Origin of the sequence: Variovorax sp. YR216 (genome assembly GCF_900107745.1) — a bacterium.
Lineage (GTDB): Bacteria > Pseudomonadota > Gammaproteobacteria > Burkholderiales > Burkholderiaceae_C > Variovorax.
Window position 1 is genome coordinate 99,240 of sequence record NZ_FNRO01000015.1, and the last position, 23,975, is coordinate 123,214.

General features: G+C 67.9%; 25 protein-coding genes. 3 read left to right on the top strand and 22 right to left on the bottom strand.

Going from position 1 to position 23,975, the window contains the following annotated elements:
• Positions 1-23 precede the first annotated feature (23 nt).
• Positions 24-800: an SDR family oxidoreductase gene (locus tag BLW05_RS27290; protein WP_093166707.1), complete on the bottom strand. Its 777-nt coding sequence runs from the start codon at positions 798-800 to the stop codon at positions 24-26.
• A gap of 108 nt (positions 801-908) precedes the next feature.
• Positions 909-2,159, bottom strand: a complete 1,251-nt coding sequence (locus BLW05_RS27295; RefSeq protein WP_093166708.1) for a branched-chain amino acid ABC transporter substrate-binding protein — start codon at positions 2,157-2,159, stop codon at positions 909-911.
• Positions 2,160-2,535: 376 nt separating this feature from the next.
• Here BLW05_RS27295 and BLW05_RS27300 point away from each other — a divergent pair, with 376 nt between their 5' ends.
• Positions 2,536-4,296 (top strand): tannase/feruloyl esterase family alpha/beta hydrolase, encoded by a 1,761-nt coding sequence (locus tag BLW05_RS27300; RefSeq protein ID WP_256330523.1) that lies wholly within the window; start codon positions 2,536-2,538, stop codon positions 4,294-4,296.
• Positions 4,297-4,422: 126 nt separating this feature from the next.
• Positions 4,423-5,583: an AraC family transcriptional regulator gene (locus BLW05_RS27305; RefSeq protein ID WP_093166710.1), complete on the top strand. Its 1,161-nt coding sequence runs from the start codon at positions 4,423-4,425 to the stop codon at positions 5,581-5,583.
• Here the strand turns inward: BLW05_RS27305 and BLW05_RS27310 are convergent.
• From BLW05_RS27310 to BLW05_RS27400, 20 genes are all read right to left on the bottom strand, one after another.
• On the bottom strand, positions 5,569-6,594 hold the full coding sequence (locus tag BLW05_RS27310) for an extracellular catalytic domain type 2 short-chain-length polyhydroxyalkanoate depolymerase (protein ID WP_093166711.1): 1,026 nt from the start codon (positions 6,592-6,594) through the stop codon (positions 5,569-5,571). The two genes, BLW05_RS27305 and BLW05_RS27310, sit on opposite strands and share 15 nt — an antisense overlap.
• Positions 6,595-6,763: 169 nt before the next feature.
• Positions 6,764-7,570, bottom strand: a complete 807-nt coding sequence (locus BLW05_RS27315; protein ID WP_093166712.1) for an enoyl-CoA hydratase — start codon at positions 7,568-7,570, stop codon at positions 6,764-6,766.
• Positions 7,571-7,575: 5 nt separating this feature from the next.
• A complete protein-coding gene (locus BLW05_RS36095) occupies positions 7,576-7,881 on the bottom strand; it encodes an ABC transporter substrate-binding protein (RefSeq protein ID WP_177142830.1) in 306 nt (101 codons plus the stop codon).
• 37 nt (positions 7,882-7,918) lie between these two features.
• Complete coding sequence (locus BLW05_RS36100; protein ID WP_177142831.1) at positions 7,919-8,413, bottom strand: hypothetical protein; 495 nt, start codon at positions 8,411-8,413, stop codon at positions 7,919-7,921.
• Entirely contained in the window at positions 8,410-9,444 is a 1,035-nt protein-coding gene (locus BLW05_RS27325; protein WP_093166714.1) for a phosphotransferase family protein, read from the bottom strand. Before BLW05_RS27325 ends, BLW05_RS36100 begins: the two co-directional genes overlap by 4 nt.
• A gap of 5 nt (positions 9,445-9,449) precedes the next feature.
• Positions 9,450-10,073: a histidine phosphatase family protein gene (locus BLW05_RS27330; RefSeq protein WP_093166715.1), complete on the bottom strand. Its 624-nt coding sequence runs from the start codon at positions 10,071-10,073 to the stop codon at positions 9,450-9,452.
• A 4-nt stretch (positions 10,074-10,077) separates the two neighbouring features.
• Positions 10,078-10,947: an SDR family oxidoreductase gene (locus BLW05_RS27335; protein WP_093166716.1), complete on the bottom strand. Its 870-nt coding sequence runs from the start codon at positions 10,945-10,947 to the stop codon at positions 10,078-10,080.
• Between the two features lie 18 nt (positions 10,948-10,965).
• Positions 10,966-12,111: an acyl-CoA dehydrogenase family protein gene (locus tag BLW05_RS27340; RefSeq protein WP_093166717.1), complete on the bottom strand. Its 1,146-nt coding sequence runs from the start codon at positions 12,109-12,111 to the stop codon at positions 10,966-10,968.
• A 102-nt stretch (positions 12,112-12,213) separates the two neighbouring features.
• Positions 12,214-12,423 carry a hypothetical protein gene (locus tag BLW05_RS27345; RefSeq protein WP_093166718.1) on the bottom strand — a complete coding sequence of 70 codons (210 nt, stop codon included), beginning with the start codon at positions 12,421-12,423 and terminating at the stop codon, positions 12,214-12,216.
• 58 nt (positions 12,424-12,481) lie between these two features.
• The gene (locus tag BLW05_RS27350; RefSeq protein ID WP_093166719.1) at positions 12,482-13,288 is read right to left on the bottom strand and encodes an enoyl-CoA hydratase/isomerase family protein; all 807 of its coding nucleotides are present in this window, start codon (positions 13,286-13,288) and stop codon (positions 12,482-12,484) included.
• Positions 13,281-15,101, bottom strand: coding sequence for an AMP-dependent synthetase/ligase (locus BLW05_RS27355; RefSeq protein WP_093166720.1), 1,821 nt, complete (start codon positions 15,099-15,101; stop codon positions 13,281-13,283). Before BLW05_RS27355 ends, BLW05_RS27350 begins: the two co-directional genes overlap by 8 nt.
• Positions 15,098-15,928 (bottom strand): ABC transporter ATP-binding protein, encoded by an 831-nt coding sequence (locus tag BLW05_RS27360; RefSeq protein WP_093166721.1) that lies wholly within the window; start codon positions 15,926-15,928, stop codon positions 15,098-15,100. Before BLW05_RS27360 ends, BLW05_RS27355 begins: the two co-directional genes overlap by 4 nt.
• A complete protein-coding gene (locus BLW05_RS27365) occupies positions 15,913-17,112 on the bottom strand; it encodes an ABC transporter substrate-binding protein (RefSeq protein WP_093166722.1) in 1,200 nt (399 codons plus the stop codon). The genes BLW05_RS27360 and BLW05_RS27365 overlap by 16 nt, the downstream gene beginning before the upstream one ends.
• Positions 17,113-17,139: 27 nt before the next feature.
• Positions 17,140-18,177, bottom strand: coding sequence for a branched-chain amino acid ABC transporter permease (locus BLW05_RS27370; RefSeq protein ID WP_093166723.1), 1,038 nt, complete (start codon positions 18,175-18,177; stop codon positions 17,140-17,142).
• Between the two features lie 4 nt (positions 18,178-18,181).
• Positions 18,182-19,069: a branched-chain amino acid ABC transporter permease gene (locus BLW05_RS27375; protein WP_093166724.1), complete on the bottom strand. Its 888-nt coding sequence runs from the start codon at positions 19,067-19,069 to the stop codon at positions 18,182-18,184.
• Positions 19,069-19,953 carry an ABC transporter ATP-binding protein gene (locus tag BLW05_RS27380; protein ID WP_093166725.1) on the bottom strand — a complete coding sequence of 295 codons (885 nt, stop codon included), beginning with the start codon at positions 19,951-19,953 and terminating at the stop codon, positions 19,069-19,071. Before BLW05_RS27380 ends, BLW05_RS27375 begins: the two co-directional genes overlap by 1 nt.
• 141 nt (positions 19,954-20,094) lie before the next feature.
• Positions 20,095-21,753 carry an AMP-binding protein gene (locus BLW05_RS27385; RefSeq protein ID WP_093166726.1) on the bottom strand — a complete coding sequence of 553 codons (1,659 nt, stop codon included), beginning with the start codon at positions 21,751-21,753 and terminating at the stop codon, positions 20,095-20,097.
• 348 nt (positions 21,754-22,101) lie between these two features.
• On the bottom strand, positions 22,102-22,398 hold the full coding sequence (locus tag BLW05_RS27390) for a hypothetical protein (protein ID WP_093166727.1): 297 nt from the start codon (positions 22,396-22,398) through the stop codon (positions 22,102-22,104).
• 387 nt (positions 22,399-22,785) lie between these two features.
• The gene (locus BLW05_RS27395) at positions 22,786-23,049 is read right to left on the bottom strand and encodes a hypothetical protein (protein ID WP_093166728.1); all 264 of its coding nucleotides are present in this window, start codon (positions 23,047-23,049) and stop codon (positions 22,786-22,788) included.
• Between the two features lie 114 nt (positions 23,050-23,163).
• Positions 23,164-23,520, bottom strand: a complete 357-nt coding sequence (locus BLW05_RS27400) for a hypothetical protein (protein WP_093166729.1) — start codon at positions 23,518-23,520, stop codon at positions 23,164-23,166.
• 137 nt (positions 23,521-23,657) lie between these two features.
• Between BLW05_RS27400 and BLW05_RS27405 the strand changes: the two genes are divergently transcribed.
• Positions 23,658-23,921 carry a VF530 family protein gene (locus BLW05_RS27405; protein ID WP_093166780.1) on the top strand — a complete coding sequence of 88 codons (264 nt, stop codon included), beginning with the start codon at positions 23,658-23,660 and terminating at the stop codon, positions 23,919-23,921.
• Positions 23,922-23,975 lie beyond the last annotated feature (54 nt).

Here is a 23,975-nt window from a genome sequence, read left to right on the forward strand (position 1 = left end):
CCCCGGCGCGCGGGCGGCCTCCCCTAGCGCCGCTCGAACTCCTTCCCGCCAAGGTAGAGCCGGTTGAACACCGGCGAGATCACCAGCTCGTTGATGCACACATGCGGCGGCAGTTCGGCGATGAAGCGGATGGTGCGCCCCAGGTCTTCTTCCTGGAGCATGCGTGCCATGTCGTCGGCGCTCGGCGCGACCGGGCGGGACTTGAGGATGGGCGTGGCCACCTCGCCCGGGCACAGGGCCGTGGCGCGCAGGCCGTGGATGCCTTCCTCGATGTTGAACGAATGGCTGAGCGCGATCATGCCGGCCTTGGTGGCGGTGTACGCCGGGCCGGTCAGGTGCGTCAGGTGCCAGCCCACGAACGACGCGACGTTGATCACCGTGCCGTGCCCGAGCCCACGCATGCCGTGGATGACCGCCAGCGTGCAGTAGGTGGCGCCACTGAGGTTGACGGCCACCACCTTGTCGAAGGTCTCGCCGTCGGTGTCGCCCCAGTAGCGCTTGGGAAAGTTGATGCCGGCGCTGTTGACCAGGATGCCGACCGGCCCGTACGCCTCGTGGATGTCCTGGGCCACGCGCTGCACGGAGGCCTTGTCCGCGACATCCAGGGGCATCGCGATGATCGCAGCATCATCGACGCCGGCGCGCCGGGCCGTAGCCAGCGCGGTCTCCAGCTTGGCCGGGTCGCGGCCCGAGATGACGACGCGGCAGCCTGCGCGTGCCAGTTCGATGGCACCGGCCAGGCCGATGCCGCTGCCACCGCCGGTGACCCAGGCCAGCTGGCCTTCGAGGGAAGAGGTCATGGATCTGTTCTCCGCTTTGCTGCTGCCGCGTCCATGCGGCGGGGTTGTACGCCCGGATCGTAGTGGCGAAGCGGCGGCCCCGACGATCCGGTCCTCGACCAGCGGGCTTCAGCCCGGGCGCTGCATCTTGCAGCTGGCCTGTGCCGGCACGGACACCGCCTCGGCGCTGAACACCTTGACCGGCTTGAAGCCCATGTCGGTGCCGTCGGCCTTGTACTTCGCGTCCTTGGACACCACCGACACCACCAGCGGCATCTGCACCTGGTGGTCGGCCGCGCGCATGCTCATCTCGCCCATCGGCGTCTTGAGCCTGCCGGATTCCAGGGCCTTGGCGAAGGCATTGACATCGAGCGCGCCGTTGACCGCCTTGGTTCGCTTGAGCGCATCGGTCACCATCTCCAGGCCGAACACCGTCTGCGGCTCGACGAACACCGGGGCATGCCCGATCTTCGCTGTGTAGTCGGCCACGAAGCGCTCGCCGGCGGCACCGGCGGCTTCGGCATTGAAGGCGTGCGCCACGTAGTTGCCGATCGCCAGCTCGCCCGCGTTGCTGACGTTGCCGGGCTGGTCGAGGTAGACGGTGCCGAAGCGCGCCTTGAGGCCGCTGGCCTTGGCCGCCTTCATCATCAGCAGCAGGTCGTTGGACCAGTTGCCGGTCATCACCGTCTCGGCGCCCGAGGCACTGATCTTGGACACGTACGGCGCGAAGTCCTGGATCTTGTTCACGTCATGCAGCGTCTTCTCCACCACCTGGTAGCCGCCGGCGCTCGCGTTGTCGACGATGGCCTGCTCCATGTCCTGACCCCAGGAGTAGTTCTGGTTGATCGCGTAGACCTTGGTGCCCAGCGCGTGGGCCTCCTTCATCGCCTCCACCAGGGCCTTGGCGCGGATCTGCGCATTGCCCGCGAAGCGGAAGTGATAGAAGTTGCACTTCTCCCCCGTGAGCTCGAGCGCCTCGGCGCCGACGTTGATGTAGACGACCTCCTTGCCGGGGTTGCGCAGGTTGTGCTTGCGCACGTCCTCGGTGATCTGGCCGCCGATGGCCGACGAGGAGCCCTGCACGATGATCTGCACGCCGTCGGCAATCGCCGCCTTCAGCTTCTCGGACGCACCGGCCGGCCCGCCCTGGTTGTCGTACTCGACCAGCTGCACCGGCTCGCCGTTCCAGCCGCCCGCGGCATTGAACCGGTCGATGGCAAAGCGCACGCCTGCACGGTAGGCCTGGCCAGAGGAGGCCTGCGGGCCGGACAGCGTCTCGACCATGCCGATCTTCACGGGAGCGGCATGGACCGCTGCAGCTGCAATCAGCAGCAGGGAGGCCGGCAGCGCGGCGCGGGCAAGGTGGCGAACGACGGTCATGGACTTGTCTCCTTCTTCAGTGATGGAACGGTGGCCGCGCGCAGCGGGCTCCTCGGAGCGACACGCGGGTGCTGTCTTGTGCTGCGGAAGTCTCTGCAAAGCGCGCCCTGGACCCTATGTGCCGGACACACACATTTGCAGGCGCTTCGATGTCATCGACTCGCAGGCCAGGCGGGCGAAGGCGGGGACCGGCGCGGGGCCCCGTGCGCGCCCCTGGGAAACCCGACCTGGGGCTTTCCCGCGCTGTCCGCAAATGACTCCTGGCGTTCCGCGCACGACCTTTCGGACGGTCATGCCGCGCTCCAACATCGGCCGCCAAGGCGCTGGGTGTGGTCGTCGACCACGGCGCCCCACCCAAGAAGCATTGGAGACTCTAGTGAAGCAACACCATTTGATCCTGTTCGGCTGCCTGAGCGCGATCACGCTGGCGGCCTGCGGCGGTGGCGGCAGCTACAACATCAGCGGCGCCGGCACCGGCGCCGGCGGTGGCACGGGCACACCGACAACACCCACCACACCTCCCGTCGTCGCCTCGCCCAAGGCGTGCGCCGACCTGGTCGGCATGGAGATCCCTGCCTCGGCCATCGGGCTGCCGACCACCGGCGGCAAGGTGACGGCGGCGACGGTCACCGCCGCGGCCGGCACCGGCGCCGCTGCGCTGCCCGAGTACTGCAACGTGCTGGGCAGCATCGCGCCGGTGGACTCCACCGCGCCCAGCATCAACTTCCGCCTGGCCCTGCCCACCACCTGGAACAAGAAGGTGGTCATGTTCGGCGGAGGCGGCTTCGACGGCACCTTGCCGAACGTGGCGGGCAACGTGCCCGCGGGCCCGGCCGACCAGCCCACGCCGCTGGGCCGCGGCTATGCCACCTTCGCCAGCGACTCCGGCCACCAGGCCAACGCCGCCGGTTCGCTCGACGGCCAGTTCCAGCTTAACGACGAGGCCTTCCGCAACTTCGGCGGCCATGCGCTCAAGAAGACGCACGACGCCGCCATCTACCTGATCAAGGCACGCTATGCGGCCGGGGCGCCGGTGAAGTCGTACTTCGCCGGCGGCTCGACCGGTGGCCGCGAGGCCGTGTCCGTGGCACAGCGCTGGCCGCAGGACTGGGACGGCATCATCGCCTGGTACCCCGCGTGGAACCAGCTGTCGGCCATGCTGGGCGGCCATCGCATGAGCCGCGCCCTGGCGCAGCCGGGCGCCTACCCGAACACGCCCAAGCGCGCCCTGCTGCTCAAGGCGGTGCTGCAGGCCTGCGACACGCTGGACGGTGTCGCCGACGGCCTGGTCAGCAACCAGCTGAAGTGCAACAGCGTCTTCGATCCTTCGGTGGCCACGGTGGACGGCGCCCCGCTGCGTTGCGCCAACGGCGCCGACACGGGCGACAACTGCCTGTCCGACGCGCAGATCACCGCCCTGAAGACGATCAATACCGCGACGAGCTTCAACTTCTTCGTTGCCAGCGGCTCCGCCGGCTACCCGGGCTACAACGTCTGGGGCGCCGACCTCGGCATCACCAGCAACCCGTCGCCGCTGCAGCCGACCGTGACCTTCCTGAACTTCGGCACCGAGCAGCCGGCGATGCCCGTGCCGGCCGGCGCGCCCTACATCACCAAGCAACTCGACCAGACGATCAAGTACGGCGTGACGCGCGACCTGCAGTTCGACTCGCTGTCGCTCGACCCCGAGAACCCCGGACCCTGGGGCGCCCGGCTCAGCGAGCTGAGCACGATGCTGGACGTCAGCAGCGACCTGTCGGAATTCGCGGCCCGCGGTGGCAAGCTGCTGCTCGCGCACGGCCTGTCGGACGTGCTGGTCAGCACCCGCGCCACCGAGCAGTTCTACCAGCGCCTGCAGGCCCAGTTCGGCCCGAGCTACGTCGACGGCTTCGCGCGCTACTACGAAGTCGCGGGCTACGGACATGCCGTGAGCACCGTGTTCAACGCGACCTGGGACTCCCTGACCGCCCTGGAGCAATGGGCAGAAAAGGGCACCGCCCCCAAGGGGCAGGTGACCACCGACACCGCGGGGGTCCCGGGCCGCAAGCGCCCGCTGTGCGACTACCCCGCGTGGCCCAAGTACAAGGGTTCGGGCGACGTGAACGCCGCCGAATCCTTCACCTGCGCGACCTTCTGATCGGGCGAGGGCCGCGGGGTGTGCTCACATCGCTGCGACCTCTTCTGTGTGACATGACGACATAGGCACCGGGCACGCCGCGCCAGAGACTCGAGCCAGGATTGATAACCCTGGCGAGTCCGACGCATGTCACACCGGATACCGCCGCCCTGGAGGCGGCACTACCCTCCCTACCAGATTGCCGCACTGGTCCGGCTTCTCCATGGCAAGGGCCTGCCGGCAGACGCGGTGCTGGCCGGCACCGGGCTGGACGCCGCGGCGCTTGAGGATGTGGCCTGCCGCACGTCGGTAATGCAGCACCTGGGGGCCTGGCGCAACGCGCTGGAGCTCGGAGCCGACCCCGGCCTGGCGTTCCAGCTGGGGCGCGCCTTGCACCTGCCCCACCATGGCACCTGCGGATTGATGCTCCTGTCCTGCGAATCGGTGGGCGACTACTTCCGCTTGGCCCAGGCCTACCAGGGACTGATGGCCGGCGCCATGACGCTGGAAGCCCGCACCGAGGGAGACGATGCGCTCTGGGTGCTCGGCGACGGCGTCGTCCGCGAGCTGCCCGAGGCCTTGCGTGTCTTCCTGGTCGAGCAGCAGTTCGCCCAGCTCGCCACCCAGATCCATGACCTCCTGGGGCCCGAAGTCCGCCCCAACCTGGCGCGCTTCGCCTATCCCGCGCCGCCGCACCGGTCGATCTACGCCGAGCAACTGCAGTGCCCCTGTGTCTTCGGCTGGCATCGCAACGAGCTTCGCTTCGATGGCGAAGTGCTCTCGCAGCGCCCGAGGCTGGCCAACTCCTTCACCTCCGCCGCGCTCCAGACGGCCTGCGAAGGCCTGCTGGCAGAGATCGAGGATTCGCTCGGCTTCGCGGGCAAGGTCTACCAGGCCCTGCGCCTGCTGCCCGATCCGGGCGCCGGCATGAAGACGGTGGCTTCCAACTTCAAGATGACCGAGCGCACGCTGCGGCGGCGGCTCGCCGTCGAGGGCACGTCCTTCTCGAACATCGCCGACCAGGTCCGGCACAGCATGGCGACCCAGCACCTGCAGCGGCCGGGGGCCAGTGTCGAGCAGATCGCGCTCATCACCGGCTTCTCGGACTCGGCCAACTTCAGGCGGGCCTTCCTGCGCTGGACCGGGATGACGCCTGCCCAGTTCCGAAGGCAGCACCAGGAGCGGCGCGCGCACCCGTGGCCCGCGAGGGCCGAAGCCAGCCCGGCACCACTCACCGCCGCGCCCGGAGGCGCGCGACGTGCAGGTGCACGTGCAGGTGCAGGTGCAGGCAACCTACTGGCTGGCTGAGGAGAGGCGGTCGACCATCGCCTTGACGGCCGAGAGCTGCACACCGCTCCTCTGCGCATAGTCCCAGCCGTAGAAGCCCACGGTGTCCCAGCAGGCGTTGGGATTGCCGACGGTGCCGTTCGCGGGCGTCGGGTACAGGTTAGCGTCGGCCTGCGCTTGCGGGAACAGGACGATGATGTTGTTGGTGTCCGCCCAGCGCGTGTAGCCGGTGTTCTTGATGAACCGGTCGCCGATGTTGGAGTAGCTTTGCGTGCAGCCGTGGAAAGCGACGTGCAGCTTGCACTTGGTGCCTGCCGCGCACGTCGCAGGCACGTAGACCCAGCCCGTGTTGGCCATGCCCAGGTTGCCGGTGAACTCGCGCTGGCTGAACTCGCGGTAGTTCGCAGCCGCGGGCGCGTTGTTGCGCGGCAGCAGCGCCCCGTAGAACTGTGTGAGCACAGCCTTGGCGCCGTCATACCCGCAGTTGGAGATGTAGGGCGACAAGGAGACCGTGCAGGGGTTGTTCCCCGTTGCGCTGAAGTCGGTCGGAAACACGTGCGCGGTGTTGGCGCGCTGGATCAGGCTGGCGGCGGGCACGCCGTTCTCGGCGTACTGCGTCTGCACCGCCAGCATGGGATTCGGGCCGACGGTCGAATCCTTGGTGCCGGTGAACAGATAGACCTGCTGGGTGGCGACGTTGGCCTTGTTGTCGATCTGCACGCCGCTCCAGCTGTCGATACTGGCCTGCATGGCGTTCAGCATGCCGGTGCTGATGACGTTGTTGTTCTGGCAGTTGCCATACGGATAGTGGTACTGGCACAGGTACGGTGTGCCGGCAAAGATGCCCACACCCCGGAAGGTCGCCGAGTACGCGTAGCCCATGTTGATCGCCATCACCGCGCCCGAGGACAGTCCCGAGACGGTGATGTTGGTGGTGTCGACGTTCAGTGCGGGCAGCGAGACGACCGCGTGGGCCGCCAGGGTCGTGGCACACAGGGCGCCGGCCGCGAGACCGGATCTGAGCGAAATCATGCTGCTGTCTCCTTTTGTGATGGCGTGTTGAAGCTGCGCGCATGAGGCGCAACTTGCAGTCTCGCCATCGAGGAGGAGCCGCCAATGTGGAAATGTCACATCGCCCGGGTAGGAACGATGTGATCTGTGCGTCACCCGCCGACCACCGGCAGGCGCCTCGGCCCGCGCGCTATCTCGACGACTTCTTGCGCCGCGCCACCATCGCAGCCACCCGCGCATCGATCGAAGCCCGGTCGGCTTGCGCGTTGTTCTCGATCGAAAGACGACGCTCCAGCGCCAGTGCTTCGTTCATGCCCAGCGCCGCGCCTTCGTCCAGCAAGCGCTTGTAGGCCTTGAGCGTCTCCGGAACAGCGGCCGCCATCTGGCGCGCGATCTCCTCGGCCTTGGGCATCAGCGCCTCGGGCTCGACGACGTGGTTGACCAGGCCCCATTCGAGCGCTTCCTCCGCACCCAGGAAGCGCCCCGTCAACGCCAGCTCCTTCGCACGTGAAAGCCCGATGAGCCGCGCCATCCGCACCGACCCGCCCCACCCCGGCAGCAACCCGACATGCGCATGCGTGTCGGCGAAGCGCGCCTGCGTCGATGCCACGAGTAGATCGCACGACAGCGCGATCTCGAGCCCGCCGGTCATCGCCAGCCCGTTGATCGCACCGATCACCGGCCCGCTGAATGCGCGGATCGCGCGCACCGGATCGTTGTCGTACGCCCCGGCCGCAAGCTCGCCGGTCGCGCCCCATTCGTCGAGATCCATGCCGGCCGAGAACGCACGCCCCGCACCGGTGAGCACCAGCACGCGCACGCCCGGATCGGCCTCCAGCGCCGCGAGCGCCTCGACGAACTCGCGGCGCAGCTCGTTCGACAGCGTGTTGAGCTTGTCGGGCCGGTTCAGCGCGACGGTCGCGAAACCGTCGTCGCTGCGCGCGATCTCCAGCGTGCGGTAGCGCGTGGGTCGTTGTTGCGAGTCGCCTTCGGCCATGCGGCTCACTGTACCTTGCACTCCGGACTCGCCGGCGGGAAGAGCGACGCGCTCGCGGGCGTGCCCGAATGCGACTGCAGCACCACCTCGAACTTGCGGCCGAGCGCGCCGCCCTGCGCGTTCAGGATGTCGACCGCGGTGCGCGCCGAGTCCTCGACGACGCTCGCGTAGGTCGCGAAGGGGCCGCTGTCGATGGTCAGCACGCCGACCTTGATCGGGCCGCCGGCCTGCGCGAATGCCGCAGCAGGCGCAGTGAGCGCCAACGCTGCGGCCGTGGCGAGGGTGATCGATCTTCTCGAGAGTCCGGTCACGTCTGTCTCCTGGGTGTGTGTTGGCGTCGATTCGGGCTCAGCTCTCGCGGCCGCTCGACATCTCCGCGAAGAGCGGCAGCGGCGAGTTCTTGAGCTCGATCGCGATCTCGGCGCGCATCGTGTCGCGCAGCAGGGTTTCGAGCTCGGCGGCGAGCGGTGCGCCGAGCCCGGCCTGTTGCGCTTCGAGCCAACCCAGCAGCGTGCAGATCGCGCCATTGACCTCGTCGCGCAGGCGCAGCAGGTCGGCGACGGCAGCGCTGGCTAGCGCGGGCCGCGCCGGCAGCTCGGGCAGGCGCACGGCCGGCGCCTTGTCGCGCACGTGGGCCGCGAACCGGTCCAGCGTATCGAAGTGCTTGCCGACCTCTTCGCGCAGGAAGCCGGCGGACCAGTCGGCGCGCACCTTGAAGGTGTTGAGCAGGTTGATCACGCCATAGACCTGTCCGCGCGCGAATTCATCGTCCAGCCGCGTGAGCACTTCCTGGCGCAGCGTGGCGTTCATGCCGTCGATGAGGCGGGCAAAGGAGTTGTTCATCGTGCACCCTCGATGGTCTTTTCCATCTGCCGCAGGCAGGTCGCGATCTGGCTGCCCATCGCGGGCATGCGCATGTCGTTGAAGCGGCCTTCCTCGAAGCAGCGCGCCGCCGCCATGTGCGTGGCCGCGAGCTTGAGCAGCGACAGCGCCTGGTAGTAGCGAACGGATCGCATCGACACCTCGAAGCCCACCTTCTCGCCGTAGCGCGCGTAGAACCACTCGGGCTCGGCGAGGCGGCAGATCAGCTTGCTGCCGCCCATGTACATCGGCAGGCTCGCCCAGCCGAGGTCTTCGTGCGGGTCGCCGAGGTGCACCAGTTCCCAGTCGAGGATCGCGGTGATGCGCCCGCCGTGTTCGAGGAAGTTGCCGGTGCGGTAGTCGCCATGCACGATCGAGACGCGCGGCGCCTCGGGGCAATGCGCCTTCAGCCAGCGCAGGCCCCATTCGGCCAGCGGATAGGGCCGCATCGCCCAGCGTGCGATCTGCGCTTCCCAGTGCTCCACGTTGAGCCGGGCCGCGTTCTGCGCGGTGATGCCGTGCGCGAGTTCCGCGACCGGCTTGCTCTGCCACTCGACGCGATGCAATGCGGCCAGCGAATCGATGAACTGTTCGGCGAGGCGGCGGCGGTAACCGTCTTCCAGCCCCGGTTCGTTGGCCGAGACCCAGGGCACGACCGCTTCGCCCGAGACCTTCTCGCAGAACATGAAGGGCGCGCCGAGGATCGACGGGTCGTCGCTGCTCCAGTAGGCGCGCGGCACCGGCACATCGCTGCCTTCGAGCGACTGCATCGACAGCACCTGCGGGCGCGCGCTGTATGGCGCGAACAGGCCGTAGTCCGGGCCGAGGCGCAGGATGAGCTCGCGCGTGCCGGTGTCGCCATCGATGCCGCTCACCGGCACCGAATAGGTCAGCCATGAGAAGCCGACCGGAAAGCGCCGCACCGGCCCGATCTCGACCGGGTGGCCGAGCTGCGCGCCGAGGTAGTCGGCGATCTTCGGTGCCAGCGTGGCATCGTCTATGAGCGTTTGCATTCGAGTCAGCCGGAGGAGGTTTTTGAGCGCGCGGCCTTCACCAGCGGCGGCAGGTGGTTGCGTTCGTTCACGCTCGCCACGCCGATCGCGCCGCCGGGCAGCGCGCGCAGCCGCGTCATCGACGCGTAGCCGGGCGCGAAGTGCACGAGGCGCGGCAAGCCCAGCGCATGCGACAGCACCACGTTGATCGGCAGGCCGTGCGTGAACACCGCGACATGCCCGTCGTTCGGAAGCGGGCCGACGGTCGATTCGAGCGCGTGCAGCACGCCGCTGCGAAACGCTGCCGCATCCCCGCCGAAGAAGGCGATCGGGTCGTCGAGGAAGCGCGACCACTCGTTCTCGCCGAGCGCGCGCAGGGTTTCGGTGGAGCGATAGCGGTCCACATGCCGGTCGGCCTCGGCCCAGCCGTCGATCGTTTCGATCGCGAGCCCAAGCCGCTCGGCGAGCGGCTGCGCGGTCTGCAAGGCGCGCGTCATCGGGCTGCTCACGATGCGGGTGATGCCTTCGAGCGCCAGCCGGTCGGCCACCGCGCGCGCCTGCGCGATGCCGTCGGCGCGCAGCGGCGGATCGTGCGGACGATCGCGATCGTCCTCGTCAGGGCGCCCGTGGCGAACGAGCACGAGCTTCATGGCTTCAACGTCCCTGCAGCAGCAGTTCGGGCAGCGTCGCGCGGTGGAAGCCCTCGTAGGGCTGGCTGCGGTCGTGGGGCGACTGCTTCCAGGTGCCGCGCGCGTTGGGCGTGCCGCCGTCGACGCGAATGCAGCTTCCGGTGATGTAGGCGGCCGCGGGCGAGAGCAGGTAGACGATGGCGGCCGACACTTCCGCCTCGGTGCCGAAGCGCTGCAGCGGCACGGTGGGCGGGAATTCGAGGATCTTCGCCTTCGCTTCCGGCGCGTAGGTGTCGAAGCCGCTCGATGCGATGCCACCCGGTGCGACCGTGTTCACGCGCACGCCCGACTGCGCCCATTCGCAGGCCGCGGTTTCGCTCAGCGTGAGCATGCCGCCGCGCGCCGCGCCGGAATGCGCGAAGTCGGGCCAGCCGTGCCAGATGTCGGCAATGATGTTGACGATCGCGCCGCCGTGGTTCTCCATCCAGCGCTTGTAGGCCTCGCGCATGAAGATGAAGCCGCCGGTGAGGTTGTTGCGCACCACCGCCTCGAAGCCCTTGGTCGAGATGGTCTTCATCGGGGTGCGGTACTGGCCGCCGGCGTTGTTCACGAGGCCGTCGAGCCGCCCGCGCGCCGCGAGTACTGCGTCGATGGTCTCGCCGACCGCGATCTCGTCGCGGATGTCGCAGGGATGGGCGCTCGCACTGCCGCCGTCCTCGGCGATCTCGTTGCGCACACTCTCCAGCTTCTCGGCGGTGCGGCCGACCAGCGCGACGTGCGCGCCGAGCGATGCGAGCTCATGCGCGGTGCAGCGCCCGATGCCGCTGCCACCGCCGGTCACGATGATGGTCTGGCCGTCGAAGACGCCGGGGCGAAAAACCGATTGATAGGGCATGCCGTCTCCTCTTTCAGTTCATTGCGCCGCCGCGCGGCCGATGCGGCTGCGGGCGATCACCAGCTTCATGATCCCGGCGGTGCCGTCGCCGATCTCCAACCCCATCACGTCGCGCATGCGCTGCTGGTGCGGGAGGTCCTTCGACCAGCCGTAGTGGCCGAAGGTCAGCAGACACTGGTGGATCACGTCGAAGGCGGTCTTCGGGCCCATCCACTTCACCATCGCCGCTTCGGCGGTGTGCGGCTGGCCCGCATCGCGCAGCGCGAGCGCATGGAAGGACAACTGGCGCACCGCCGCGATGTGCGATTCGCCCTCGGCCAGCGGAAAGCTCACGCCCTGGAACTGCCCGATCGGCCGGCCGAAGGCTTCGCGCTCCTGCGCGTAGGCCCAGGCTTCGTCGAGCGAGGCCTGCGCCGCGCCGCAGCACTGCAGCGCGATCAGCGCGCGGCTGTAGTCGAAGCCCTGCATCACCTGTGTGAAGCCCTTGCCCTCGTCGCCGAGGCGATGGCTCGCGGGCACCTTCACGTCGTCGAAGAAGACCGAGCCGCGCCCGATGATCGCGCTGCCGACGTCGTCGAAATGCGTGCGCTGGATGCCGGGCGTTTCCGCAGGGATGAAGAAGGCCGAGACGCCCTTGGCGCCCTCCTCCGGCTTGCCGGTGCGCGCGAAGATCAGGTAGGCATCGGCGCGGTCGGCGAAGGTGATCGAGGTCTTCTCGCCGTTGATGATGTAGTGATCGCCGTCGCGCCGCGCGCGCAGCTGCAGGTTGCTCGCATCGGAACCGCCGCGCGGCTCGGTCAGGCAGATCGCGACCACCGCTTCGCCGCGGATCATGCGCGGCACCCATTCTTCGACGACGGCGGGCTGCGCATGGCGGATCAGGATCGCGGCGTTGAGCGACACGCCCACCGGCACCGCGCTGACGTTGAAGTCGCCGTAGGCCAGCTCCTCCGCGATGATCCCGGTCGTGACTGCGTCCGCGCCCAGGCCGCCGAACCGCTCGGGCAGGTCGACGCCGATCAGGCCGAGACGGCCCATCTCGCTCAGCAGGTCGCGGTCGAGCACGCCGAGCTTCTCGCGCTTCTGGTAGTCGGGGAGCAGCCGCTCGCGGGCGAACCGGCGGGCCGATTCCTGCAGGGCCTTCTGGTCTTCGGTCAGAACCATGTGGTTGTCTCTTCCGTGTTGTCTGGCACGGCCGGTGGTCTCGGCCGCTGGAAGCCATATCGTACACTCGCGTACGATACGCATCAATATACTTTTGGGTCCTCAGATCTTTCGCTCGTGCCCGACCCAGTACGGATCGCGCAGCACGTTCTTGCGCACCTTGCCAACCGGCGTGACCGGAAGCGGATCGGCGCGGAACTCGATGCTGAAGGGCATCGCGCGCAAGCCAGCCGCGGCAGCCGCATGGCAAAGACCCAGCCCCATCAGGCCCGGACCGACGATGCCGATGCCGATGCCGATGCGCATGTTCATCGCTTCGCGTCTGCAATTGTTGTGGCAGAACCCCGTGACCACCGGCGGCGGACGGCGTTCATGCGCCGGCTTTTCGGCGGCTGAGCAACGCCTGTGCCGCGCGCTGGAGATCACCCGTGGAGCGCGCGAGGATCTGCGTGCGGTTCTCCAGCTCGATCGCGGCGGCGAGGCTGGCGCTTTCGAGGTTGGCCCACCCGCCGCGCTTGGTCATCCAGACCGCGAAGGCGCTGTTTGCGGCGATGCTCTGCGCCATCTCCAGGGCTCTTGGCATCAGCGCATCGTCCTCCACCACTTCGCTGACAAGGCCGATGCGTGCGGCTTCTTCCGACTGGACTATCCGGCCGGTCAGCATCATCTCGAAAGAGCGCGAGCTGCCGACCGCACGCGGCAGCAGCCAGCTCACGCCGATGTCGCAGCTCGACATGCCGACCTTGACGAACGCGGCATTGAACGAGGCGGACTTGGCGGCAATGCGGATCTCGGCCGCAAGCGCGATGCCGAGCCCCGCCCCGTTGGCCGGCCCGTTGACCGCCGCTATCACCGGCTGACGCAACCCGCGCAGCCGTGTGACGAGGCCCGCGAACAGCTCCTGGCGCTTCATCCACGCCTGCGTCTCACCGTGCTCGCTGCCCGGTGCATCGCCCGCCATCGAGAGATCGAAGCCCGCGCAAAAGCCGCGGCCTTCGCCGGTCACGATCAGCACGCGGCAGCCGTCGTCGTCGTCGACGCGATCGAGCAGCTCACCGATGAGGCGTACCGCCTGATCGTCGAGCGCATTGAGCCTCGCGGGCCGCGACAGGCGCAGCAAGGCAATCCCTTCGGCGGCGCGCTCCAGCGATGCGCCGGGCGACGTCGCTTCAGGCATAGATCGCCTCGATCACGTCCGCATACTTCTCCGCGATCGACTTGCGGCGCACCTTCATCGTCGCCGTGACTTCGCCATCGTCGTGGTCGAGCTCCTTGACCAGCAGATGGAACTTGCGCACCTGCTGCACCTGCGCGAGCCGCGCGTTGGCGGACGCCACTTCGTTGTCGATCAGCGCGCGCACCTTGTCCTGCTCGACCAGGCTCTTGTAGTTGGTGTAGGCCAGCCCCTGCGCTTCGGCCCAGTTGGCGACGTTGTCGAAGTCGATCTGCAACAGCGCCGAGACGAAGCGGCGCCGGTCGGCGATCACGATCGCCTCCTTGATGAAGGGCGAGATGCGCAGCGCGTTCTCGATCTCCGAGGGCGTGATGTTCTTGCCCCCGGCGGTGATCATGATGTCCTTCTTGCGGTCGATGATGCGCAGCTCGCGCCCGGCCGGGCCGTCGTCCCAGCGCGCGACATCGCCGGTGTGCAGCCAGCCTTCGGCATCGATCGCCTCCGCGGTGGCTTCGGCATTGCGGTAGTAGCCGCGGAACACCACGTCGCCCCGGATCATGATCTCGCCGTCGTCCGCCAGCCGAACCTCCACGCCCGGATACGGCACGCCCACGGTGCCCACCGGCGATGCATCGCTGGGCTGCATGGTGGTCGCGCCGGAGGCCTCGGTGAGGCCGTAGGCTTCGCGGATCGGCACGCCGAGCACGCGGAAGAAATGCAGGATGTCCGGCGCGATCGGCGCGCCCGACGAGATCGCGACCCGGCAGCGGCGCAGCCCCACGTAGTTGAGCAATGCGCGCAGGATCACCACGTACCAGAAGGCCCACGCGATGCGCTGCCCGATGCTGCGGCTCGCGCGCGGCGCATCCGCGAAGCGGCCGACCGACGCCATCGCGCGCTGGTACAGCACGAGCCGCCAGCCGCCGGCCTCGCGCAGCTTGGTCTGGATCGAGGCGTGGAACTTCTCCCAGATGCGCGGCACGCCGAAGAACACCTGCGGCGACAGCTCGCGCAGGTCTTCCTGCACCGTGCGCAGGCTCTCGGCGAAGTTGACCACCGCGCCGGTCGCCAGCGGCACATGGATCGAGAACATCTGTTCCGCCACATGGCACAGCGGCAGGTAGGAGACGAGCGCATCGCCCTCGCTGCAACCCAGCACCGAATTGAGCCCGCGCGCGGCGCTGCCGAGGCCGCGCCAGCTCATCTGCGCGGCCTTGGGCCGGCCGGTGGAGCCGGACGTGAAGACGATGAGCCCGATGTCGTCGAGCGCCTGCTCGGCGGCCAATGCCTCGATGCGTCCGGGCTGGGCGGCTGCCAGCTGCTGGCCTTGCGCGACCAGCGCGTCGAACTCGTGGATACCCGCGCGGTCGTAGTGCCGCAGCCCGCGCGGATCGATCACCACCACATGGCGAAGCTCCGGCAGGTTGTCGCGTACCGACAGCACCTTGTCGAGCTGCTCCTGGTCCTCGCAGACGATGACCGGCGCGCCCGCGAGTTGAAGCAGGTATTCGATCTCCACGCCCGGCGAAGTGGGATACACGCCGGCGACGATGCCGCCCGCGAGCCCCACGCCGAACTGCGCGAGCACCCATTCGATGCGGTTCTCGCCGAGGATCGCGACCTTGTCGCCGCGCTGAAGCCCCAGCTCCAGCAGTGACAGCGCGAACCAGCCCGATCTCTCCGCATAGCCGCGCCAGGTGGTCGGCTGCCAGATGCCGAACTGCTTCTGGCGCAGGGCGACCGCATCCGGCCGCGCGCGTGCCCAGTGCAGCAGTTGCTGCGGCGGCGTGAGTTGGCTGAGTTCGTCCGCGCTCATGACAACCAGCGCTTGCGGCGCTTGTAGTGCTTGACATCGCGGAAGCTCACTTGGCCCTCCCCGCTGTCACCGCTGCCGAGGTAGAAGCGCTGCACGTCGGCATCGCCGAGCAGCTTGTCCTTGGGGCCGTTGATCACGATGCGCCCGTTCTCCATGATGTAGCCGTAGTCGGCCACGCCGAGCGCCACCTTCGCGTTCTGCTCGACGAGGAGCATCGCGACGCCCTGCTCGCGGTTGATGCGGCCGATGATCGAGAAGATGTCCTTCACCACCAGCGGCGCGAGGCCGAGCGAAGGTTCGTCGAGCAGGATGAGGCGCGGCTGGCCGATCAGCGCACGCCCGATCGCGAGCATCTGCTGCTCGCCGCCCGAGAGATAGCCCGAGACCTGCTTGCGCCGCTCCTTGAGGCGCGGGAAATAGTGGAACACGCCCTCGATGTCGAGCCCCCGGCCGCCGCTGCGCCCGCTGAGCGCATTCGCCGCCGCGATGAGGTTCTCGTCCACCGTGAGCTCGGCGAACACATGCCGCCCTTCGCGCACGTGTGCGAGGCCGCGCCGCGGCAGCACATGGGGCGCCCACCGGTCGATGTCCTCGCCGAAGAAACGGATGCGCCCGCTGGCCACGCGCCCGTTCTCCAGCGGCAGGATGCCCGAGGCGGCCTTCAGCGTGGTGGTCTTGCCCGCGCCGTTGGAGCCCAGCAGCGCGACCACCTTGCCGTCGGGCACCTCGATCGACAGCCCGCGCAGCGCCTGCACCGAGTGGTTGTAGACCACCTCGATGTTGGCGATCGACAGCGCGGGCGTCGCTTCGCTCACACCTTCAGCCATGAGCTTGCCGGCTCCATCGTCTTGGTCTTGGGCTCGTAGCGATAGATGCGGCCGACCGGCGCCTGATGCTTGCTCAGGTCCACCAGCGTGCCGAAGATGCCGCCCGAATCCCATTCCTTCATCGACTCCAGCGCGGCCTTCATGTTGGGCAGCGTGAGCGGCTTGTTGGCCTTGATGCAGCGATCGGCTACCTCGGCGAACACCATGCCCGAGAGCCACGAGCTGATGTAGAACGGCGAGATGTTCTTCATGTCGGGCCGGTTCTTGGCGCCGAAGTCGCGCATCGCGTTGATCATGGTCGAGTCGGTCTCGTGGCCGTATCGGTACGGACTCACGCCGGCGAGGGATTCGCCCATCGCGCCGAGTGCGTCGTAGGCGGGTTTGTCGAGGCCCCAGGCGGTGCCCATCACCTGGCTCTGCAATCCGGCCTCGCGCATCTGGCGCACGAACTCGGGCATGGGCGCGAGGATGTAGCCCTGGAAGATCACGATGTCCGGCCGCGCGCGGCGCAGCTTGGCGACTTCGGGCGCGACGTCGATGCCAGCCTGCTTGGTCACGATCTCGGTGACGATCGGCAACCCGAGCTTCTCGGCCCGTGCCTTGCCGGCCGGGATGCCATCGCGGCCGAATTCGGTATCGGCGTACACGTAGGCGATCTTCGGCTTGTCGCTCTTCGACCATGTCTTGGCGATGTACTCCATCAGGATCTCGTGCATCGAGCCGTAGATCGGCCCCGGCACGAAGTGCTGCGGCATGCCGGTCGGATCGGCCATCGAGCTCGCGAGCGAAGTCGACGAGGTCATGATGGTGCCGGCCGCGACCGCGTCTTGCGCCACCGCCTTGGCCCACTGGGTGCTGTCGCCGTAGAAGAAGCTCGGCTTCTCCGACGCCATCAGCTTCTTGAAGATCGCAACGCCCTGGTCGAGCTTGAAGCCGCTGTCTTCCGACACGTAGCGCAGCTTGCGTCCGGCCACGCCGCCGTTGGCGTTCTTCCACAGCACGAAGTCGTTGAGGCCGTTGTTCATCGCGGTGCCCGCGAACGCGAAGATGCCGGTGATCGGCTGCGAGGCCGCGATCACGATGTCGCCCTTCTGCTGGGCCGACACGCTCCCGATCGCGAATGGCCCGAGCGCCGCCGCGCTGCCCGCGGCCTGGATCAACTTGCGCCTCAGAAAATCGGTCATGACGGTCTCCTTGGTTGTATGAATGGGTCAGGTCGTGAAGGGCCAGAGATGGAAGGTGCGGCGCACGCGGGTCCACATCGCCGACAGCCCGTGCGGCTCGAAGATCAGGAAGACGATGATGAGGAGGCCGAACACCACCTGCCCCATCGGCAGCAGCAGGCCCGCGACGCCGGGCGCCCACTGCGCAAGGCTGTGCGCGACGAGGCGCAGCACTTCGGGCACGAAGGTCATGAACATCGCGCCGAGGACGCTGCCGAGCACCGTCGCGCCGCCGACGATGATGGCCGCCAGGTAGTAGATCGAGAGCGTGATCGTGAAGTACTCGGGTGTGATGTTGCCGTAGAAGTAGCCGAGCAGCCCGCCCGCGACGCCCGCATAGAACGCGCCGAGCGCGAAGGCCAGCAGCTTGGTGTGCAGGAGGCTCACGCCGAGGATCTCCGCCGAGATGTCGCGGTCGCGCACCGCGATGAAGGCGCGGCCGATGTAGCAGCGCTGGAGGTTGCGCGTGGCCAGCGCCGCGATCAGAACGCAGGCGTAGATCAGATAGAAGTTGCGGTGGTCGCCGATGAACTCGAAGCCGAAGAGGTTTGCGCGCGGGATGGAGGTGCCCGGCACGCCGCCGGTCACCGGCTCCCACTCGCGGAAGACGAAGGTCAGGATGAAGTGCGCGGCCAAGGTGGCGATCGCGAGGTAGATGCCCTTCACCCTGAGGCTCGGCAGGCCGACCAGGATGCCGATGGCCGCGGCCAGCAGCCCTCCGAGCGGCAGCGCGAAATAAAAAGGCACGCCCAGTTTCGCGAACCACGCCACCGTGTAGCAGCCAACGCCGAGGAAGGCCGCGTGCGCGAGCGAGATCTGCCCGGTGCTGCCGGTCGTGATGTTGAGCCCGAGCGTCGCGATGATGTGGATGCCGACGATGCAGGCCATCGCGAGCACGTAGTCGCCGCCGTAGAAGGGCAAGGCGAGCAGCGCGACGATGAAGACCGCCACCGTCCGGCGCGCAGCGGGCGAATCCCAGAGCTGCTCCTCGGAACGGTGGGACTCGTGGAAGACGCCGGTGCGCATAAGTTCAGAGCCTTTCGATGGAGCGGGTGCCGAAGATGCCGTGCGGGCGCATCACGAGGATCGCGAGCACCACCACGTAGGGCACGAGGTCGCGCGCCTTGCCGCCGAGGTAACCCGCGGCGACCGCGTCGAGCCAGCCAACGATGAGGCTCGCAACGATGGCGCCCACGATGCTGTCGAGTCCGCCGAGGATGATCACCGCGAAGGCCGCCAGCGCGGTCGAGGCCAGCAGCGGCGAGAGATTGGCCGACGTGGCGATGAGCACGCCGGCCACCGTGCCCACGAGGCTGGAGAGGATCCAGGTCAGCCGCTGCGCATGGCGGATGTCAATGCCCATCGTCGCCGCGGTCACCGGATCGCTCGCGGTGGCACGCAGCGCGATGCCGGTCTTCGAATAGCGGAAGAAGGCAATGAACGCGCCGATAAGCACCGCCGCGACGGCGAAGTTGCCGATGGCGGTGCCGGGGATCAGCACCTCGCCCAGGTTGAGCGGCATGCGCGGCAGGAGCGGCGGCACGGTGAAGGTGTCGCCGCCCCAGATGGCCTCCACCGTACCGTGCACGATGCTGGCCATGCCGATGGTCGCCATCAGCACCGACACCGTGGGCTGCCCCGAAAGCGGCCGCAGCACCATGCGCTCCACCAGCACCGCGAGCACCGCGATCGCTGCCAGCGACAGCACGAAGGCCGGCACCGGCGCGAGCCCGAAGGTGACGTGCGCGGCGTAGTACAGGTAGGCACCGAGCATCATCACCTCGCCCACCGCGAAGTTGACGACGCCGGTGCCCTTGTAGACCAGCACGAAGCTCAGCGCCACCAGCGCGAGCACGCCGCCCGACAGCAGGCCGATGGTGCTGAACTCGATGAATTCGTAGACGCGCGCCATGTCCATCACAGCGCTCCCTTTTCGTCGCCTATTTCCTCGTCCGCGCCCAGGTAGGCCTGGATCACGTCCGGGTGGCTGCGCACCTCGGCGGGCGTGCCGCTCGCGATGACCTGGCCGAAGTTGAGGACCACCACGTGGCTGGAGATGTCCATCACCATGCCCATGTCGTGCTCCACCAGCAGCACCGTGACGCCCCAATCCTCCTGCACGTCGAGGATGAAGCGCGCCATGTCCTCGGTCTCCTCGCGGTTCATGCCCGCGACCGGCTCGTCGAGCATCAGCACCCGCGGGCGCATCGCAAGCGCGCGGGCGAGCTCGACGCGCTTCTGCAAGCCGTACGAGAGCGCCTCGACCGGCCGGTGGCGCAGGTGGTCGATCTCCAGGAAGTCGATCACGCGGCGCTCCACCTCGTCGCGCAGCGCGAGTTCCTCGTCGCGGGCGGCGGGCGTGCGCGCCAGGCTCTGGAGCAGGCCGGCGCGCATCGTGTGGTGGCCGCCGAGCTTGATGTTCTCCAGCACGCTGAGTCCGTGGAAGAGCGCGATGTTCTGGAAGGTGCGCGCCAGCCCGCGCGCGGCGCGCCGGTGGACCGGCGTCGCGGTGATGTCCTGCCCGTCGAGCACGATGCGGCCAGCGGCGGGCCGGTAGAAACCCGAGATCGTGTTGAACACGCTGGTCTTGCCGGCGCCATTGGGGCCGATCACCGAGGTGATCTGCCCCGGCGCCGCAGTGAACGAGACGCCGCGCAGCGCGTGGATGCCGCCGAAGCGCAGGTCCACGCCCTCGACCGCGAGCGATGCGCCCTGCGCGGGCGCCGCCGAATCCCGCGCGACTGCCGGGGAAAGCGTGGCCGAGGTCGCCCTCTGCAGATGGGTGGAAGCCGCCAAGTCCATGCACCAGATCCGGTTTGCCGCGGGGCGCTGCCGAGGCGGGCGCCCATCGCGAGGTCCGTCTTCAAAATTCAGACGTTGCGTATCGTACGCTACTGTACCGTATGCAATATCAGTGCTTACCCGCGAGCGCGCTCCGGAGCCTCAGGCGCCGGCCGCCTGCATCTCGGTGCCGAAGGCCTTGGCGCGTTCCTTGAGGATGAACTTCTGGATCTTTCCGCTCGGCGTGCGTGGCACCACGTCGAGGATCTCGACGCGCTCGGGCCAGTACTGCTTGGCGACCTTGCATTCGGCCATGTACGCCTGCACCGCCGCGAGGTCGAGCGCCGCGCCCGGGCGCAGCTCCACGAAGGCGCAGGCGCGCTCGCCGAGGCGCGCGTCCGGGTAGCCGACGATGGCCGCCATCGCGACCGCCGGATGCTTGTAGAGCAGCGCCTCGATCTCGACCACCGGCACGTTCTCGCCGCCGCGGATCAGCACGTCCTTCGTGCGGCCGTTGATGCGGATGTAGCCCTCGGCGTCCATGTAGGCGAGGTCGCCGGTATCGAACCAGCCTTCGGCGTCGTAGGTCACGATGTGGGGCCGCTTGTAGTAGCCCAGCGACATCTGCGCGCCGCGCACCAGCAGGCGGCCGGTCTGTCCGAGCGGCAGCGGCTTGCCGTCGAAATCGACGATGCGGATGTCCACCCCGTCGAGCGCGCGCCCGTCGGTCTTCGACGATTTGTCGGCGGCGCGGGCCGGCTCGGTCAGCGTGCTCGACAGCGATTCGGTCATGCCCCAGAGCGAGCACACCTTGAGGTTGAGCTCGCGCGCCGCGCGTTCGATCAGCACCGGCGGGATCGGCGCGCCGCCGCACAGGAAGGAGCGCAGCGCGGCCGGCTTCGGCGCGCCATCGGCCACCGCGTTGCAGATGTCGGAGAGAAAGGGCGACGAGGCCGCGGTGTAGGTCACGCCTTCGGCCGCCATGATGGTCACGCCGCGGCGTGCTTCCCAGATGTCCTGCAGCACCACGGTCGAGCCGAGGTACACGCCGAGCAGCATCACCGCCGCATAGCCGGTCATGTGGCCGACCGGCGAGCAGGCGAGCAGCACGTCGTCGGCCTTGAGGCCGAAGCGGCCGGAGAGCGCCTTGGTGCAGGCCAGCAGCGTGTTGCAGCTGTGCATGACGCCCTTGGGCGAACCTGTGGTGCCGGAGGTGAACATCATCACCGCCATCTCTTCGGCTGCGAGCGCCGATTCGTGCGGGCTCGCCGCGGCCTCGACGCGGTGGCTGCCTTGCAGCAGCAGGCGGTCGAAGGCGTTGGGTCCGTCGCCGTCGACGACGATCACCTGCTGGAGCTTCGGCAGCTTCTTCCTGAGGTCTTCCGCCATCGCGGCGTGGTCGAAGCCGCGGAACATCGCCGGCACCACGAACACCTTGGCTTCGGCGAAGCCGAGCATGAATTCCAGCTCGCGCTCGCGGAAGATCGGCATCAGCGGATTCACCACCGCGCCGATGCGGCCGCAGGCCAGCGAGACGACGACGAATTCCCACCAGTTGGGCACCTGCACCGCCACGATGTCGCCGTGGCCGACGCCGAGATCGCGCAGTGCGCCGGCGGCCAGCGCGACTTTCTCGCCGAGTTCCTGGTAAGTGATACGCACCGGCTCGGCGCGATCCGCGCGGTAGGCCACCAGCGCATCCTTGCCCGGCGCGCGGCGGATCGCTTCGGTGAGGTGGTCGTCGATCGTCCTGTCGAGCCACCAGCCGCCCGCCCGCATCGCTTGTCCGTGTGCGACCGGGTCGAATTCCTTGACCGTCATTCCAGCATCTCCAGAGTAGTGTCGGAAGGGCTCGGCTTGCGCCATTGCACAGCCCGGGCCTATTTAGTTCACTACTGTACGATACGTGGATTAATTGTCTGCTGCAAGTCCGGTTGTATCCGGGAAAGCCAGTAGGCTGCGCGCGGCCGGAGCGTGCGTGGGCGGGCGGCGGTGCGCCACTGGGGCGGTCGGCGCTTTGCGCCGACTTCCCTGCGGTGCTCGCGCGGCCGGCCGCGCTGCGCTCCTCGGCGCCCCACAGGCGCACCGCCGCCCACCCACGCACGCCCCGGCTGGAGACGTTGTGGCGGTTTCGACGAGGGCGCGCACGACTTTTATGGTCGCGCCGCGTCAGTGCAACGCGCGCTGCACCGATTCGATCGCCTCGCACACGGCCTGCATGCGCCGCTGCGTCTCGGCATTGATGCAGGTGACCAGCGCCCTCAGCTCTCCGGGCTCGACATCGAATTCTTCGAACTCCTGCCGGCGATGCGGCGATAGAAAGCCTTGCAGGCATTCGAAGGCGAGGAGGGTGTCGCGCAAGTTGTACCACTCGTCGATGGCGTTCAGCGCGGCGCTTCGGGCCTTGCGTTTCTTGGACCTTGGATCGCTGGATGTGCGCGCGGGTGCGCGGGCAGACTTGGCCATTCTTGGGCCTCCCTGAACTTCCGGTTTACAAAAACCGTCGCACTCGCTTCCAAACGAGGGTGGCGGCTCGAACGGGTTGGAAGACCGGGGAAGTTCTCACGAAAAAACCGGCAGGGCTCGCGCCCTCCCGTCCGAGCCGCCGAAAACCGGGGCGCGAACGAGGAAGCCGCAGGCCAAAAGGCAACTGCGGCTTCCGCCGTGATAACTTTTCTCGGGCTTCCAAACCCGATCGCGCCGTTGCCGACGCGATGGGCGGAGTATGCCAGCGTCCTGTGAGAAAGATGGGGGTGGAATGCGTGATGCGGCATAGACTTCTGCCGTCGGCCGCCACCGCATGCGCCGTCCAGGCAGTGGCGGTGACACAGTTCGGCCAGCGCGGAATTCGGCTCATCCGAATCCTGCCCTTCTCAGGCGCCGGTAGAACTCCCGGCAATCCTCAATCCGAAAGATTCCGTTCGGCTCGTCCTGTGCGCGCCAGTTGGTCGAGCGCACGCGCATAAGGTCCGGGCGCCCTTCGACGCGGTAGAACGTGACGGCGACCAGGTAAGCGCCAGGGAACGTCAGTCTGAAGAACTCATGCTCGATCGTCCGCGCTTCATGGACTTCAAGAATCGGCTTGGGTCGCCAATGGGCGACCAAGGAACTGGCCATGGAATGGGCGTCGTTCATGCCGGAGCAGCGGATTTGCGAAAGCGAATATTGCCACGCGGTGTTCTTCGCCTTCAACCAGCGCGCCGCTTTGGATGAACGCAGCGAAGTCTGAGCTCAGACCATCAGCGCGAGGCCTGGCGAACGCCGGCTGGCCCAGAGATTTACCAAGGCGTCGAGCTCCGTCAGGAAGATTCCGGTGGTGGTCTTGTTCGCACGCTCGCCGTCGCCGCCGACGACCCGTGACGCGTACCAGTGCCCGTCTGCGAGGAGGAGGTGGTGCCCCAGACATTCGAGGCCATAGGGTGTTTTCGAGCTGCGTGGCCTTCGGCGCAGGAGGAGTCCCTTGGCTTTACTGCCAGGCACCCCGGCCAGCGAAACGAGCAGGTACTGTCCATCGTCCTGGACGATTCGGTCGCCGAGGTCCGGTTGGTATGGGAGCTCGGGTTGTGCTGACGGCTGCGACTCGGACATGCCACCTGAATAACGGCATGGAGGCGGCGAGTTTGAGCACTGTTACACAGGTGAAGCGCGGCTGCCATGCGACCACGATGTCCACTAGACTTCGCGCTCGCGACCCGCTACGCAAAATCAGAACGCAGAATCTCTCGATGCACGAAACTCCGCCCCGCGTCGCCCAGCCGCGAAATCCGCTACACGGCGTGACGCTGGAGACCATTGTTCGTGCGCTGGAAGCTCACTATGGGTGGGCCGACCTCGCGAAGCGGATACCGGTGCGCTGCTTTTCGCATGACCCTAGCGTCAAGTCCAGCCTGAAATTTCTGCGCAAGACGCCCTGGGCGCGAGAGAAGGTGGAAGGGCTGTATCTGTTCATGTTGCGGGAACAAAGGCGGATGCAGCGGCCCGCCGACTGAGCGTCTCCTACGCATCGCGTCATCGTCGAAATCGGGGCTGAGTTGAGAAAGATC

Excerpts from the sequence above, each read along its gene's own strand:
- BLW05_RS27305 (WP_093166710.1), top strand. The coding sequence starts at position 4,423 with ATGTCACACCGGATACCGCCGCCCTGGAGGCGGCACTACCCTCCCTAC.
- BLW05_RS27350 (WP_093166719.1), bottom strand. The coding sequence starts at position 13,288 with ATGCCTGAAGCGACGTCGCCCGGCGCATCGCTGGAGCGCGCCGCCGAA.
- BLW05_RS27380 (WP_093166725.1), bottom strand. The coding sequence starts at position 19,953 with ATGGACTTGGCGGCTTCCACCCATCTGCAGAGGGCGACCTCGGCCACG.
- BLW05_RS27340 (WP_093166717.1), bottom strand. The coding sequence starts at position 12,111 with ATGGTTCTGACCGAAGACCAGAAGGCCCTGCAGGAATCGGCCCGCCGG.
- BLW05_RS27355 (WP_093166720.1), bottom strand. The coding sequence starts at position 15,101 with ATGAGCGCGGACGAACTCAGCCAACTCACGCCGCCGCAGCAACTGCTG.
- BLW05_RS36100 (WP_177142831.1), bottom strand. The coding sequence starts at position 8,413 with ATGAACAACTCCTTTGCCCGCCTCATCGACGGCATGAACGCCACGCTG.
- BLW05_RS27315 (WP_093166712.1), bottom strand. The coding sequence starts at position 7,570 with ATGGCCGAAGGCGACTCGCAACAACGACCCACGCGCTACCGCACGCTG.
- BLW05_RS27290 (WP_093166707.1), bottom strand. The coding sequence starts at position 800 with ATGACCTCTTCCCTCGAAGGCCAGCTGGCCTGGGTCACCGGCGGTGGC.
- BLW05_RS27390 (WP_093166727.1), bottom strand. The coding sequence starts at position 22,398 with ATGGCCAAGTCTGCCCGCGCACCCGCGCGCACATCCAGCGATCCAAGG.
- BLW05_RS27375 (WP_093166724.1), bottom strand. The coding sequence starts at position 19,069 with ATGGACATGGCGCGCGTCTACGAATTCATCGAGTTCAGCACCATCGGC.
- BLW05_RS27400 (WP_093166729.1), bottom strand. The coding sequence starts at position 23,520 with ATGTCCGAGTCGCAGCCGTCAGCACAACCCGAGCTCCCATACCAACCG.
- BLW05_RS27295 (WP_093166708.1), bottom strand. The coding sequence starts at position 2,159 with ATGACCGTCGTTCGCCACCTTGCCCGCGCCGCGCTGCCGGCCTCCCTG.
- BLW05_RS27330 (WP_093166715.1), bottom strand. The coding sequence starts at position 10,073 with ATGAAGCTCGTGCTCGTTCGCCACGGGCGCCCTGACGAGGACGATCGC.
- BLW05_RS27310 (WP_093166711.1), bottom strand. The coding sequence starts at position 6,594 with ATGATTTCGCTCAGATCCGGTCTCGCGGCCGGCGCCCTGTGTGCCACG.
- BLW05_RS27370 (WP_093166723.1), bottom strand. The coding sequence starts at position 18,177 with ATGCGCACCGGCGTCTTCCACGAGTCCCACCGTTCCGAGGAGCAGCTC.
- BLW05_RS27395 (WP_093166728.1), bottom strand. The coding sequence starts at position 23,049 with ATGGCCAGTTCCTTGGTCGCCCATTGGCGACCCAAGCCGATTCTTGAA.
- BLW05_RS27345 (WP_093166718.1), bottom strand. The coding sequence starts at position 12,423 with ATGAACATGCGCATCGGCATCGGCATCGGCATCGTCGGTCCGGGCCTG.
- BLW05_RS27325 (WP_093166714.1), bottom strand. The coding sequence starts at position 9,444 with ATGCAAACGCTCATAGACGATGCCACGCTGGCACCGAAGATCGCCGAC.
- BLW05_RS27385 (WP_093166726.1), bottom strand. The coding sequence starts at position 21,753 with ATGACGGTCAAGGAATTCGACCCGGTCGCACACGGACAAGCGATGCGG.
- BLW05_RS27365 (WP_093166722.1), bottom strand. The coding sequence starts at position 17,112 with ATGACCGATTTTCTGAGGCGCAAGTTGATCCAGGCCGCGGGCAGCGCG.
- BLW05_RS27335 (WP_093166716.1), bottom strand. The coding sequence starts at position 10,947 with ATGCCCTATCAATCGGTTTTTCGCCCCGGCGTCTTCGACGGCCAGACC.
- BLW05_RS27360 (WP_093166721.1), bottom strand. The coding sequence starts at position 15,928 with ATGGCTGAAGGTGTGAGCGAAGCGACGCCCGCGCTGTCGATCGCCAAC.
- BLW05_RS27405 (WP_093166780.1), top strand. The coding sequence starts at position 23,658 with ATGCACGAAACTCCGCCCCGCGTCGCCCAGCCGCGAAATCCGCTACAC.